The sequence below is a fragment of the Streptomyces silvae genome (assembly GCF_016745505.1).
In the GTDB taxonomy this organism is placed as follows: Bacteria; Actinomycetota; Actinomycetes; order Streptomycetales; family Streptomycetaceae; genus Streptomyces; species Streptomyces silvae.
Genome location: NZ_JAERUC010000203.1, coordinates 21,091 through 34,691, shown reverse-complemented (window position 1 = coordinate 34,691; position 13,601 = coordinate 21,091). Strand labels below are relative to the sequence as shown.

The 13,601-nt window shown below is 68.7% G+C and carries 15 protein-coding genes; 2 read left to right on the top strand and 13 right to left on the bottom strand.

Translation table 11 applies throughout. The features are described 5' to 3' along the window. Position 1 precedes the first annotated feature (1 nt). Genes rpsC through rpsJ form a run of 8 tightly spaced genes read right to left on the bottom strand, consistent with a single transcriptional unit; the run spans position 2 to position 4,344 of the window. Positions 2-838 carry a 30S ribosomal protein S3 gene (gene rpsC, locus JKV81_RS34090; protein WP_014047784.1) on the bottom strand — a complete coding sequence of 279 codons (837 nt, stop codon included), beginning with the start codon at positions 836-838 and terminating at the stop codon, positions 2-4. Further along, entirely contained in the window at positions 838-1,185 is a 348-nt protein-coding gene (gene rplV / locus JKV81_RS34085; RefSeq protein WP_004571827.1) for a 50S ribosomal protein L22, read from the bottom strand. The genes rpsC and rplV overlap by 1 nt, the downstream gene beginning before the upstream one ends. A gap of 43 nt (positions 1,186-1,228) precedes the next feature. After that, entirely contained in the window at positions 1,229-1,510 is a 282-nt protein-coding gene (gene rpsS, locus JKV81_RS34080) for a 30S ribosomal protein S19 (RefSeq protein WP_003966956.1), read from the bottom strand. A 12-nt stretch (positions 1,511-1,522) separates the two neighbouring features. After that, complete coding sequence (gene rplB, locus JKV81_RS34075) at positions 1,523-2,359, bottom strand: 50S ribosomal protein L2 (RefSeq protein WP_099173848.1); 837 nt, start codon at positions 2,357-2,359, stop codon at positions 1,523-1,525. Positions 2,360-2,398: 39 nt separating this feature from the next. Beyond that, positions 2,399-2,722, bottom strand: a complete 324-nt coding sequence (gene rplW, locus JKV81_RS34070) for a 50S ribosomal protein L23 (protein WP_014154589.1) — start codon at positions 2,720-2,722, stop codon at positions 2,399-2,401. Then, positions 2,722-3,372: a 50S ribosomal protein L4 gene (gene rplD / locus JKV81_RS34065; RefSeq protein ID WP_099173849.1), complete on the bottom strand. Its 651-nt coding sequence runs from the start codon at positions 3,370-3,372 to the stop codon at positions 2,722-2,724. Before rplD ends, rplW begins: the two co-directional genes overlap by 1 nt. 4 nt (positions 3,373-3,376) lie before the next feature. After that, positions 3,377-4,021, bottom strand: a complete 645-nt coding sequence (rplC, locus tag JKV81_RS34060) for a 50S ribosomal protein L3 (RefSeq protein ID WP_014154591.1) — start codon at positions 4,019-4,021, stop codon at positions 3,377-3,379. A 14-nt stretch (positions 4,022-4,035) separates the two neighbouring features. Next, positions 4,036-4,344 (bottom strand): 30S ribosomal protein S10, encoded by a 309-nt coding sequence (rpsJ, locus tag JKV81_RS34055; RefSeq protein ID WP_003948644.1) that lies wholly within the window; start codon positions 4,342-4,344, stop codon positions 4,036-4,038. Positions 4,345-4,787: 443 nt separating this feature from the next. On the opposite strand from rpsJ, the gene JKV81_RS34050 reads away from it, so the two are divergent. Continuing rightward, on the top strand, positions 4,788-5,258 hold the full coding sequence (locus tag JKV81_RS34050; RefSeq protein WP_202079477.1) for a GNAT family N-acetyltransferase: 471 nt from the start codon (positions 4,788-4,790) through the stop codon (positions 5,256-5,258). Here JKV81_RS34050 and JKV81_RS34045 read toward each other — a convergent pair. Continuing rightward, entirely contained in the window at positions 5,245-6,372 is a 1,128-nt protein-coding gene (locus JKV81_RS34045) for a hypothetical protein (RefSeq protein WP_202079475.1), read from the bottom strand. The genes JKV81_RS34050 and JKV81_RS34045 overlap by 14 nt on opposite strands. Before the next feature lie 323 nt (positions 6,373-6,695). On the opposite strand from JKV81_RS34045, the gene JKV81_RS34040 reads away from it, so the two are divergent. Beyond that, positions 6,696-8,678 (top strand): PIG-L family deacetylase, encoded by a 1,983-nt coding sequence (locus JKV81_RS34040; RefSeq protein WP_129267096.1) that lies wholly within the window; start codon positions 6,696-6,698, stop codon positions 8,676-8,678. Positions 8,679-8,783: 105 nt separating this feature from the next. Here the strand turns inward: JKV81_RS34040 and tuf are convergent, their stop codons facing one another. The 4 genes from tuf to rpsL all read right to left on the bottom strand — a co-directional run bounded on the left by tuf (position 8,784) and on the right by rpsL (position 13,148). Then, entirely contained in the window at positions 8,784-9,977 is a 1,194-nt protein-coding gene (gene tuf, locus JKV81_RS34035; RefSeq protein WP_099173853.1) for an elongation factor Tu, read from the bottom strand. Between the two features lie 158 nt (positions 9,978-10,135). After that, a complete protein-coding gene (fusA, locus tag JKV81_RS34030; RefSeq protein WP_104788291.1) occupies positions 10,136-12,265 on the bottom strand; it encodes an elongation factor G in 2,130 nt (709 codons plus the stop codon). Between the two features lie 38 nt (positions 12,266-12,303). Continuing rightward, positions 12,304-12,774, bottom strand: a complete 471-nt coding sequence (gene rpsG / locus JKV81_RS34025; RefSeq protein WP_018101248.1) for a 30S ribosomal protein S7 — start codon at positions 12,772-12,774, stop codon at positions 12,304-12,306. A 2-nt stretch (positions 12,775-12,776) separates the two neighbouring features. Further along, complete coding sequence (rpsL, locus tag JKV81_RS34020) at positions 12,777-13,148, bottom strand: 30S ribosomal protein S12 (RefSeq protein WP_003948652.1); 372 nt, start codon at positions 13,146-13,148, stop codon at positions 12,777-12,779. Between the last annotated feature and the right edge of the window lie 453 nt (positions 13,149-13,601).

Here is a 13,601-nt window from a genome sequence, read left to right as displayed (position 1 = left end):
GTCAGGCCTCCGTTCCGGTGCTCTCAGCCGGAGCAGCGGCGGCGGGAGCGTCGGCCTTGGGGGCCTCGGCTGCCGGCGCGGACTGCTGCGGCTTGCGGCCGCGACCGCCGCGCTCGCCACCACGGCCACCACGGCCGGCCGGGCGGTCAGCGCCGCCACGAGCCGGTCGGTTGCCGGCGCGAGCCGCTGCGTTCTCGGCGCGGACCTCGGCGATGTTCTTGACGTCGCCCTTGTAGATCCAGACCTTCACGCCGATGCGGCCGAAGGTCGTCTTGGCCTCGAAGAAGCCGTAGTCGACGTTCGCACGGAGCGTGTGCAGGGGCACGCGGCCCTCGCGGTAGAACTCCGAGCGGGACATCTCGGCGCCGCCGAGGCGGCCACCGCACTGGATCTTGATGCCCTTTGCGCCCGCCTTCATCGTGCTCTGCATGCTCTTACGCATGGCACGACGGAAGGAGACACGGGAGGAGAGCTGCTCGGCGACGGCCTGGGCCACCAGCTGAGCGTCCACCTCGGGGTTCTTGACCTCGAGGATGTTCAGCTGGACCTGCTTGCCGGTCAGCTTCTCCAGCTCGCCACGGATGCGGTCGGCCTCGGCGCCGCGGCGGCCGATGACGATGCCCGGGCGGGCGGTGTGGATGTCGACGCGGACGCGGTCGCGGGTGCGCTCGATCTCAACCTTCGAGATACCGGCGCGCTCCATGCCCTTCGTCATCATGCGACGAATGGCAACGTCTTCCTTGACGTAGTCCTTGTACAGCTTGTCGGCGTACCAACGGGACTTGAAGTCCGTGGTAATGCCGAGCCGGAACCCGTGCGGGTTTACCTTCTGGCCCATTACCGGGTTCCTTCCTTGCTGCTGACGACCACGGTGATGTGGCTGGTCCGCTTACGGATCCGGTAGGCACGGCCCTGAGCACGCGGACGGAACCGCTTCAGGGTCGGGCCCTCGTCCACATACGCCTCGCTGATGACCAGCGAAGAGGCGTCGGTGTGGTCGTAGTTGTGTGCAGCGTTGGCGATGGCGCTGTCAAGCACCTTGCCAACCGGCACGCTCGCGGCCTGCGGGGCGAAACGCAGGACCGCCTGAGCCTCCGTGGCGTCCATGCCACGGATGAGGTCCACCACTCGGCGGGCCTTCATGGGCGTGACGCGGATGTACCGCGCCTGGGCCCTGGCTTCCATGGTTGTCCCTTCGGTGTAAGTCATAGTCGTTTCCACCCCGCGGTTAGCGGCGCTTCGACTTCCGGTCGTCCTTGACGTGGCCGCGGAAGGTGCGAGTCGGCGAGAACTCGCCGAGCTTGTGGCCGACCATCGACTCGGTGACGAACACCGGGACGTGGATCTTGCCGTTGTGCACCGCGATGGTGTGACCCAGCATGGCCGGGACGATCATCGAGCGACGGGACCAGGTCTTGATGACGTTCTTGGTGCCTGCCTCGTTCTGTACGTCCACCTTCTTGATGAGGTGGCCGTCGACGAAGGGCCCCTTCTTGAGACTGCGCGGCATCTAAACCCGCTCCTAGCGCTTCTTGTTCGTCTTGCGGCGGCGGACGATGTACTTGCTCGATGCCTTCTTCGGCGAGCGAGTACGACCCTCCTTCTGACCCCACGGCGAGACCGGGTGACGTCCACCGGAGGTCTTGCCTTCACCACCACCGTGCGGGTGGTCAACCGGGTTCATCGCGACACCGCGGACGGTCGGGCGGACGCCCTTCCAGCGCATACGGCCGGCCTTGCCCCAGTTGATGTTCGACTGCTCGGCGTTGCCGACCTCGCCGATCGTGGCGCGGCAGCGGGCGTCGACCAGCCGGATCTCTCCGGAAGGCATACGAAGGTGGGCCATCGTGCCCTCCTTCGCCAGCAGCTGCACGGAGGCACCCGCGGAACGGGCGAACTTCGCGCCGCCGCCGGGCCGCAGCTCGATGGCGTGGATGGTCGTACCGACCGGGATGTTGCGCAGCGCCAGGTTGTTGCCCGGCTTGATGTCGGCGCCCGGACCGTTCTCGACGCGGTCACCCTGCGACAGACCACGGGGGGCGACGATGTAACGCTTCTCGCCGTCCGCGTAGTGCAGCAGCGCGATGCGCGCGGTGCGGTTCGGGTCGTACTCGATGTGCGCGACCTTGGCCGGCACGCCGTCCTTGTCGTGACGACGGAAGTCGATCACTCGGTAGGCGCGCTTGTGGCCACCGCCCTGGTGGCGAACGGTCACACGACCGGCGTTGTTACGGCCGCCCTTGCTGTGCAGGGGGCGGACCAGCGACTTCTCCGGCGTGGACCGCGTGATCTCGACAAAGTCGGCGACGCTGGAGCCACGACGGCCCGGGGTCGTCGGCTTGTACTTGCGGATACCCATTTCTCAGTCCTCGTCCGATTCCGGACGACTCGACCTCCGTCAGGAGGTCGGGCCGCCGAAGATGTCGATACGGTCGCCCTCGGCGAGGGTCACGATGGCGCGCTTCGTGTCGGCGCGCTTGCCGAAACCGGTCTTGGTGCGCTTGCGCTTACCCTGCCGGTTGATCGTGTTGACCCCGGTGACCTTGACCGAGAAGACCGCTTCCACGGCCTGCTTGATCTGGGTCTTGTTGGAGCCGGGCGCGACGATGAACGTGTACTTGTTCTCGTCGAGCAGCGCGTAGCTCTTCTCGGAGACAACCGGCTTGACGAGAACGTCGCGCGGGTCCGAGTAGGTCTTGCTGGTAACGGTCGCCTCACTCATCAGGCGGCGCTCCCTTCGGTCTCAGCGGTCTGGGGGCCAGACACGAAGGACTCGAAAGCGGCCTGGGTGAAGACCACGTCGTCAGAGACGATCACGTCGTACGTGTTCAGCTGGCCCGGCTCCAGGATGTGCACCTGGGGCAGGTTGCGCGCGGACAGCCACGCGGCCTCGTCGGCGCGGTCGACGACCAGGAGCAGGTTGCTGCGCTCCGAGATCTTGCCGAGCAGCGTCTTGGCGGCCTTGGTGGAGATCCCGCCCTCGACCACGCCGGTGACGACGTGGATGCGGGAGTGACGCGCCCGGTCGGAGAGGGCACCGCGCAGGGCGGCGGCCTTCATCTTCTTCGGGGTGCGCTGGGAGTAGTCACGCGGCTGCGGGCCGTGGACGACGCCACCGCCGGCGAACTGCGGCGCACGGGTCGAACCCTGGCGCGCGCGGCCGGTGCCCTTCTGGCGGTACGGCTTGCGCCCACCACCGCGGACCTCGCCACGGGACTTGGTCTTGTGCGTGCCCTGACGGGCAGCTGCCAGCTGTGCGACGACGACCTGGTGGATCAGCGGAACGCTGGTCTTCGCGTCGAAGATCTCCGCGGGGAGCTCGACGGTACCGGCCTTGTCGCCTGCCGGCGAAAGGATGTCAATGGTGCTCATTACCTCAAGCCCCCTTGGCCGCGGTACGGACCAGGACGAGGCCGCCGTTCGGACCGGGGACCGCGCCCTTGATGAGCAGCAGACCCTTCTCCGCGTCAACCGCGTGGATGGTCAGGTTCTGGGTGGTGACGCGCTCGTTACCCATCCGACCGGCCATGCGCATGCCCTTGAAGACACGCCCAGGGGTGGCACAGCCACCGATCGAACCGGGGGAACGGTGCTTGCGCTGGACGCCGTGGCCGGCGCCGAGGCCCTTGAAGTTGTGACGCTTCATGACACCGGCGAAGCCCTTGCCCTTGCTCTTGCCCGTGACGTCAACCTTGACGCCGGACTCGAACACCTCGGCAGTGACCTCCTGGCCCAGCGTGTACTCGCTGGCGTCAGGGGTGCGGAGCTCCACCAGGTGGCGGCGCGGGGTCACGTCGGCCTTGGCGAAGTGGCCCTTGAGGGGCTTGTTCACCTTGCGCGGGTCGATCTCGCCGAAGGCGATCTGGACCGACTCGTAGCCGTCGCTGTCATTCGTGCGAACCTGCGTCACGACGCACGGACCGGCCTTGACGACGGTCACCGGGACAACCCGGTTGTTCTCGTCCCAGACCTGGGTCATGCCGAGCTTCTCGCCCAGGACGCCCTTGATGTTCTTGCTCATCTCGGCCCGTCCCCTCAGAGCTTGATCTCGATGTCGACGCCTGCCGGCAGGTCGAGGCGCATCAGCGAGTCAACCGTCTTCGGCGTGGGGTCGAGAATGTCGATGAGGCGCTTGTGCGTGCGCATCTCGAAGTGCTCGCGAGAGTCCTTGTACTTGTGCGGCGACTTGATGACGCAGTACACGTTCTTCTCAGTGGGCAGCGGCACCGGGCCCGCGACCGACGCACCAGTGCGCGTCACCGTCTCGACGATCTTCTTCGCCGAGGAGTCGATGACCTCGTGGTCGTAGGCCTTGAGCCGGATGCGGATCTTCTGTCCCGCCATGGCTACTAGTAGTCCTGTCTCTCAATAACGCTCTGGAACCCGGGAGTTCTCTTAACTCCGCCTCCGACCCACGCGGTCGGGCGTGTCGCATCCCCTCTACGAAGATCTCCCGAAGGATTTCCCAACCAAGGGGGTGCGGGCCGAAACCGCGCTGCCGGGGACGAAACCCCACCGGGTGCCTGGTCAGCGCCCCACTGACACTTCCCGGAAGATTCCCGTACGTCCGACCCTGGGGGTCGACGAGTACTGTGGGACTCGCTTCCGGTCCTCCCGGCGGGAGGCGCGCAGCATTGACACTCAACCGAGCAACCTGGCTAGTGTGCCACACGGCTCGGTGGCCTGGCCAATCGGGCCGGGGATCTTACCCCCTGTGAGGGACCGGTCAAACGCGGGAGCCCTTCCGGGGCACCTTGGCGGTGCGGCGAGCTGGTTGAATCCGGCCCATGAGCACGAGCACCACCCGCGCGAGCTGGACCCTGCGCCCCGCCACCCCCGAGGACCTCGAACCCGCCGCCGCCGTCAGGGCCGTCGTCATGCGCCCCGACCTGGAGCGCCTCGGCCGGTACGACGAGCACCGCGTCCGGCAGCGTCTGCGCGACGCCTGGACCCCCGGGCACACCACGGTCGTGGAGGTGGACGGGGCCTTCGCCGGGTGCGTGGCCCTGCGCCCCTCCGAGGACTGCTGGTGGCTGGAGCACTTCTACCTCGCCCCGGAGGTCCAGGGCCGAGGCATAGGCACCGGCGTCCTGGCCGCCCTCCTCGCCCGTACGGACACCGACGGCGCGACGGTCCGCCTGAACGTCCTCCAGGGCAGCGCGGCCCGCAGGCTGTACGAGCGCCACGGGTTCGTCCTGGAGCGGGAGGACCCGGTGGACGTCTTCATGGTGCGGGTGCCCCGGGTCAGCTGCGGCTGAGCGTGCCGCAGGCGCCGTCGGGCTGCATCGCCCCGCGGTCGTAGGGGTCGACCTCGTCCCCGTGGGGGCCGGGGGCCGGGGTGTCGCTCGGGAAGGACGGGTGCAGGAAACCGTCGTACGCCTCGCAGGCGGTGTTGCCGAAGTTCTGGTCCGAGGAGAGGACGGAGAGCTTGCCCCGCGTCGCCCGGAACCGCTTCGGGTCGTGCAGCACCGTCGTCAGCTGCCGCCGCACGATCGTGCGGGCCACCTCGTCCCCTCCCGGCCTCACCAGCGGGTAGACGAAGGTGAAGTCGGCGTGCACCTCGACGGATCCGGGGGCGCCCGCCTCGAAGGTCATCTCCCCGCGCGTCTTGACGACCTCCCCCACGAGCTGGGTCTCGGCCGGGTCGAACCGGCTGAACATCATCAGCGGGTCCTGCTCCTCGGAGGGCTCGGCGAGTGCCCGCTCCAGCCGGTCGGGCTCCCCCTCCTGCAACGGATCGAGGAGCTCCAGCGCCGTGGCGGGCTTCCCTCCCCGCAGGGTGGCCGGGTCCAGGTTGGCGGCGATGAGCAGCTGCCGGGTCGCCCGCAGCGCCTGGTCGACCTCGCCCTCGCTCAGCCCGCCGGCCGCGGTGGCGGCGGGGAGCTCGATGCCCGCCGCCCCGTCCGCCCAGTCGAGCGCGGGCGAGCCCTGGAAGGGCCGCGCCAGGGTCGGCAGGTCCTGGCCGGACCCGTCGTCGTCCCCGCCGGGGAGGTGCCCGGTCACCAGGCTCGGCCGCATGGTGACGACGAGGGCCCCCAGGACCACCAGGAAGCCCAGGACCGCGGCGACCTTCCGCTTCCGGGAGCGGCCGTGCGCGTACCGCGGGTCCGGACCGGTGCGCCAGCCCTCGGGCTGCCACGGCTCGGCCTGCTTCCTGCCCCAGGGCCGCCCCCTGCCCCGGGCCCGCGCGGCCTCCTCGTCGAGCGCGCGCAGACGCGCGGTGACCATCCGCGCGCGGGCCGACGGCTCCTTGGGCGCGTCGGCCCCGCCGCTCTCGGCCCGCCGGACGAGCTCCGCCCACTGCTCGTCGGAGACGGGCCCTTCCGGGTCCGGACGTTCGGGCGATCCGCCCGGTGGCGTGTCGGTGCTCACTGTTCTGTTCCACTCCCCCACACAGCTCTGACGCATCCATCCAGTCGGCCCGGCCGGGTCCGGACAAGAGTGCGGAGGAAACCGTGACGATCATGTGACGGACGCGTGCCGCCCCCACGGCGAGCGGAACAGGCAACCTCGCCGCCCCGATCTCCGTCTATCCCCCCGCAGGAGCGGGCGCACAGTCCTGACCTGCGCTGACCGACAGCACGCAGCTCTGGGCACCCGCCCGTCCGCTGCGGGGGGACGTGGACGGAGTGCGTGGCGTGACGGATGGATCTGCCCTGCCCGGAAACGGTGTGCGAAGACGCGCCGTCATCACCATGGCCGCCGCGGGTGCGGCCCTCACCGCCTGCTCGGTCCCGGCGCCCCGGCGTACGGACCCCGCCCCGGACCCCGCACCCGGCCGGCCCATCAGCACCGGGCGGCGGGCACTGCTCATGCAGATCCTCGCCCACCCCGACGACGACCTGTACTTCATGAACCCGGACACCCGGCGCGCGCTCGACGCCGGGACCCCGCTGGTCTGCGTGTACCTCACGGCCGGCGAGGCCGACGGCGTCAACAAGATCCCCGGCCGCGCCCGCCCCGCGCCGGACAGGGCCGCGTACTCATCGTCCCGCCACCAGGGCCTGCGGCAGGCGTACGCGACCCTGCTCGGGCTGGAGAAGTTCACCCCCTGGGAGATCTCGGTGGCCGACCTCGGTGACGGACACCGGGCCGAGGTCAACACCCTGACCGCCGGTACCCGCCAGGTCGAGCTGGTCTTCCTGAACACGGCCATGCACACCGGCCGGCACCGGCTCGGGCTGCCCAGCCTCTGGCAGGACCGGCGGCTCGTGCTGCGCACCGTGGTGGCCGACGGCTCACCGCTGCGCCGCGCCGGCTCGTACACGTACGACGGACTGATCGACGTCCTCGCCGGACTGCTGGAGCGCTTCCGGCCCACCGTCGTGCACACCCTGGACCCGGACCCGGACATCCAGCACAGCACCGAGGCGGTCCGACGCGCGGACAGTGAGCAGCAGGGGTACTCCGACCACGCCGACCACACCGCCGCGGCCTGCTTCGCCTGGGCGGCGATGATCCGCTGGGTCGCCCGGAGCAGCGGGGACGGCGGCCGGATACCGGGCTTCGCCGTCACCTCGTTCCGCGGGTACTACAACCGGCACTGGCCGAAGAACCTGCCGCCCGGCGTGCTCGACGAGAAGGCCGCGGCCCTCGTCCCCTACGGCGGCTCGCCCGACTGGGAGTGCGGCAACCCGGCGGGGTGCGGCGACTACAACGTGGGCGGCGACCGGCCGCTGACCAACAGGAAGGGCTGGGTCCGCTCCACCCGCCACCGCTACCCCGGCCCCCGTACCGTCGTCGCCGACGGACCCGGCGGGCGGCTCGCCGCGTACGCCGTGTCCGGGCTCCGCCTGGTCCGGTGGCACGAGACTCCCGGCACCGACGGGGTGTGGGGGCCTCCGGACGACCTCGGCGGCGGCCCGCTCGCCCCGGCCCTGGGTTCGGCCACCACGGGCGACGGCCGGCTGCTCCTGTTCGGGCTGCGCTTCGCCGCGCTCGGCGGCCACGGCGCCGACAACGAGCGCGAGATCGTGCTGCTGGAGCAGAAGACCCCGGGCGGCGGCTTCCGCGCCTGGCGCGGTCTCGGCACCCCCTCGCCCGGCCGGGACGAGGGCCGCCGCATCGGCGTCCCCGTCGCCGTCACCGCGCCGGACGGCCGCGTCCACCTCTTCGTGCGCAACGCGGAGAAGGGGCTCAGCACCCGGGTACGGGAGGCGGACCGGACCTGGGGCGGCTGGCGTGACCTGGGCGGCGGAGAGGTCCAGGACGGCCTGAGCGCCGTGGTGGACGGCGCCGGACGGGTCCATGTGTACGCGGCGGGACACCACGCGGTGCACCACTGGACCCAGGACGCACCGGGCACCGGCCTGACCGCCCGTACGCAGATCGACGCCGGCCCCGTACCGGGTGACGCGCCAGCCGCGCTCCCCGCGGCCGACGGCACGGTGGACCTGTTCTACCGGGGCCAGGCGCGGGCCGGCACGACGGCCGTACGGGCCGGCGCGGCGACGCCCCTCGCGAACTTCGACGGGTACGGCGAACTGGCCGCCGCCGGCCCCGCGCTGCTCGGCCGCACCACCGAGGGCCTGCTCCAGCTCCGTACGGCCACACGGCACTCCGTACGGTCGCAGGGGCCCGTGGCGCTGGACGGGGCCGCGCTCCGCCCCGGCGACGAGGGACGCCCGGTCGTGGTGGGTCTGGGGACGGACGCGCTTCCCTGGTCGTGGCGCCCGTAACCCCTGAGGGCACACAGAAGAGGGGCCCCGGCCCACCGCTCGCGCGGTGGGCCGGGGCCCCTCTCGGTGCTCTGTGCGGAGCAACCAGGTCAGACGCTCAAGGACTTACTTGAGGATCTTGGTGACCTGGCCGGCGCCCACGGTCCGGCCACCCTCACGGATGGCGAACTTCAGGCCCTCTTCCATGGCGACCGGCTGGATCAGCGCGACGTCCATGAGGGTGTTGTCACCCGGCATGACCATCTCGGTGCCCTCGGGAAGGGTCACAACGCCCGTCACGTCCGTGGTACGGAAGTAGAACTGCGGGCGGTAGTTGTTGAAGAAGGGGGTGTGACGGCCACCCTCGTCCTTCGACAGGATGTAGGCCTGGGCCTGGAACTCGGTGTGCGGCGTGACCGAACCCGGCTTGATGATGACCTGGCCGCGCTCGACGTCCTCGCGCTTGATGCCACGGAGGAGCAGACCGACGTTCTCACCGGCCTGGCCCTCGTCGAGCAGCTTGCGGAACATCTCGATGCCGGTGACCGTGGTGGTGGTCTTCTCGGTCTTGATACCGACGATGTCGACGGTCTCGTTGACCTTCAGGACACCACGCTCGATGCGGCCGGTGACGACCGTACCGCGACCGGTGATCGTGAAGACGTCCTCGATCGGCATGAGGAACGGCTTCTCGACGTCACGCTCGGGCTGCGGGATGGACTCGTCGACAGCCTTCATCAGGTTGAGGACGGACTCACCCCACTCCTTGTCGCCCTCGAGCGCCTTGAGCGCCGAGACCTTGACGACCGGAACGTCGTCGCCCGGGAACTCGTACTCGGAGAGGAGCTCACGAACCTCGAGCTCGACGAGCTCCAGGATCTCCTCGTCGTCCACCATGTCGGCCTTGTTCAGCGCGACGACGATGTACGGCACGCCTACCTGGCGGGCCAGGAGCACGTGCTCCTTGGTCTGCGGCATCGGGCCGTCGGTGGCCGCGACCACGAGGATGGCGCCGTCCATCTGCGCCGCACCCGTGATCATGTTCTTGATGTAGTCGGCGTGACCCGGGCAGTCGACGTGCGCGTAGTGACGCGACTCCGTCTGGTACTCGACGTGCGCGATCGAGATCGTGATACCGCGCTGACGCTCCTCAGGAGCCTTGTCGATCTGGTCGAAGGCCGAGGCCTCGTTCAGGTCCGGGTACGCGTCGTGCAGCACCTTGGTAATGGCGGCCGTGAGGGTCGTCTTACCGTGGTCGATGTGACCGATGGTGCCGATGTTGACGTGCGGCTTAGTCCGCTCGAACTTTGCCTTCGCCACTGGGGTCCTCCTGAGTGGTTCTGTACGCCTTGCTTCATCGGCGCCAGGTGATCTTTGCTGGAATGCCGGTGCCGGGGGCATTCGCCACGCTGCTTACGCGGTGCGACGAATGCCCGACCGGGCTCCGGTGACAAGCCTAAAGCGTGAGCTCGGAAGAGTTACTCGCCCTTGGCCTTCGCGATGATCTCCTCGGCGACGTTCCGCGGAACCTCGGCGTAGGAGTCGAACTGCATCGAGTAGCTTGCGCGACCCGAGGTCTTGCTGCGGAGGTCTCCGACGTAGCCGAACATCTCCGAGAGGGGCACGAGGCCCTTCACGACGCGAGCGCCGCTGCGCTCCTCCATGGCCTGGATCTGGCCACGGCGGGAGTTGAGGTCGCCGATGACATCGCCCATGTAGTCCTCGGGCGTGGTGACCTCGACGGCCATCATCGGCTCGAGGAGCACGGGGGACGCCTTGCGGGCACCCTCCTTGAACGCCTGCGAACCGGCGATCTTGAAGGCGAGCTCCGAGGAGTCGACCTCGTGGTAACCACCGTCGAGAAGGGTGACGCGGACGCCGACCATCTCGTAACCGGCCAGGATGCCGAACTGCATGGCTTCCTGGGCACCCGCGTCCACCGAGGGAATGTACTCACGGGGGATGCGGCCACCGGTGACCTTGTTGACGAACTCGTAGGAGGCGTCGCCACCCTCGATGGGCTCGAGGGCGATCTGCACCTTCGCGAACTGGCCGGTACCACCAGTCTGCTTCTTGTGCGTGTAGTCGATGCGCTCGACGGTCTTGCGGATCGTCTCGCGGTAAGCGACCTGGGGCTTGCCGACGTTCGCCTCGACGCGGAACTCGCGCTTCATGCGGTCGACGAGCACCTCGAGGTGAAGCTCGCCCATACCACCGATGATGGTCTGGCCGGTCTCCTCGTCGGAGTGCACCTGGAAGGAGGGGTCCTCCTCCGAGAGCCGCTGGATGGCGACACCCAGCTTCTCCTGGTCACCCTTGGACTTGGGCTCGATGGCGACCTGGATGACCGGCGCCGGGAAGTCCATGGACTCCAGGATCACCGGGTGCTTGTCGTCGGACAGCGTCTCACCCGTGGTGGTCTGCTTCAGGCCCATGACGGCGACGATGTCACCGGCGCCCACCGACGCGATCTCCTCACGCTTGTTCGCGTGCATGCGGTAGATCTTGCCGATGCGCTCCTTCTTGCCCTTGACCGAGTTCAGCACCGCGGTGCCGGCCTCGAGGCGACCGGAGTAGATCCGGACGAAGGTGAGCTTACCGAGGTGCGGGTCGCTCGCGATCTTGAACGCCAGGCCGGAGAACGGCTCGTCGTCCGAAGGCTTGCGCTTGACGACCAGCTCCGGGTCCTTGACGTCGTGGCCTTCGATGGCCTCGACGTCCAGGGGGGAAGGCAGGTAGCGGACGACCGCGTCGAGCAGGGGCTGGACGCCCTTGTTCTTGAACGCCGTGCCACAGAAGACGGGGGTCACGGTGACGGAGTCGGCCGAGCCCTTCGACGCGAGGGTGATCCGACGGATCGCCTCGTGCAGCTGCTCCTCGGTGGGCTCGACGCCCTCGAGGTACAGCTCCATCATCTGGTCGTCGTTCTCCGAGACGGCCTCAAGGAGCTTGCCGCGCCATTCCTCGGCGGCCTCCTTGTGGGTGTCCGGGATCTCGACGGTGTCGTACATCTCGCCCTTGGCGGCCTCTTCCGACCACACGAAGGCCTTCATCGACACGAGGTCGACGACGCCCTTGAAGTCGGCTTCGGCACCGATGGGGAGCTGCATGACCAGCGGAACCGCACCGAGGCGGTCCACGATCATGTCGACGCAGCGGTGGAACTCGGCACCCGTACGGTCGAGCTTGTTGACGAAGCAGATACGCGGCACGCCGTAGCGGTCCGCCTGACGCCAGACAGTCTCGGACTGGGGCTCGACGCCGGCCACACCGTCGAACACGGTGACGGCACCGTCGAGGACGCGGAGCGAACGCTCCACCTCGACGGTGAAGTCGACGTGACCGGGGGTGTCGATGATGTTGATGGTGTGGTCAACATCGTTGAGCGGCCAGTGACAGGTCGTCGCGGCGGACGTGATCGTGATGCCGCGCTCCTGCTCCTGCTCCATCCAGTCCATCGTGGCTGCGCCGTCGTGGACTTCACCGATCTTGTACGAAACGCCGGTGTAGAAGAGGATCCGCTCAGTGGTGGTCGTCTTGCCCGCGTCGATGTGGGCCATGATCCCGATGTTGCGGACCTTGGCCAGGTCAAGCGAAGTGGTGGCCATAAGGCTCAATCTTCTCTCGGTCTCGATGGGGAAAGCGACTACCAGCGGTAGTGCGCGAAGGCCTTGTTGGACTCGGCCATCTTGTGGGTGTCCTCGCGCTTCTTGACGGCAGCGCCAAGACCGTTGGAGGCGTCGAGCAGTTCGTTCATGAGGCGCTCGGTCATGGTCTTCTCGCGGCGGGCGCGGGAGTAACCGACGACCCAGCGGAGAGCGAGGGTGGCGGCGCGGCCGGGCTTGACCTCGATCGGCACCTGGTAGGTGGCGCCACCGACACGGCGGGACTTGACCTCGAGCGAGGGCTTGACGTTCTCAAGCGCGCGCTTCAGCGTGATGACCGGGTCAGCGCCGGTCTTCTCGCGGAGGCCTTCCATGGCGCCGTACACGATCCGCTCGGCGGTGGAACGCTTGCCGTCGAGGAGGATCTTGTTGATCAGCGAGGTGACAAGAGGAGAGCTGTAGACCGGGTCGATGATGACCGGGCGCTTCGGGGCGGGGCCCTTACGAGGCATTCTTACTTCTCCTTCTTGGCGCCGTAGCGGCTGCGGGCCTGCTTGCGGTTCTTGACACCCTGGGTGTCGAGCGAACCGCGGATGATCTTGTAACGAACACCCGGCAGGTCCTTCACACGGCCACCACGCACGAGCACGATGGAGTGCTCCTGCAGGTTGTGTCCCTCACCCGGGATGTAGGCCGTGACCTCGATACCGGAGGTCAGACGCACACGCGCGACCTTACGGAGCGCCGAGTTCGGCTTCTTCGGGGTGGTCGTGAACACACGCGTGCAGACACCACGACGCTGGGGCGAACCCTCGAGCGCGGGCGTCTTGTTCTTCTCGACCTTGTCCTGCCGGCCCTTCCGGACCAGCTGCTGGATCGTAGGCACTACTTCTCCGGTTTCTGTGTGCCGTTCGTGAAACTAACCTGGAACACTCGCCGACCCACGCGGTCGGGTGTGTCGAATACTGCAGGCCCCTGCCGTACAGCAGAAGGAACACAGATTGCGGTGGCCACTTACGGACTCGCCATGCGGTTGAGGACACGCACCCGAGCCCAGGCACACCCCAGGCACAAGGCTTGAGCGTACCTACCTCACGGACCTGGGTCAAAACAAATGCCGTCCACCCCCGGCCCCTCTCCCCCGTAGCGCGGCGCCACCGGATACGCCGCCCGCCCCCGGCGGCCGCCCCACGGCCCGCACAGCACCGCTGACCAGCATGAACGACTCCCGCCGGGCCCGCAACGCGGCATATGCCCCTCCGGCCGCCCTCCGCGTGCGGTCACCCCGGGTGACCGACCTCACGACGCTCTCACGACGGCCGGCACCGGGCACGCAGAA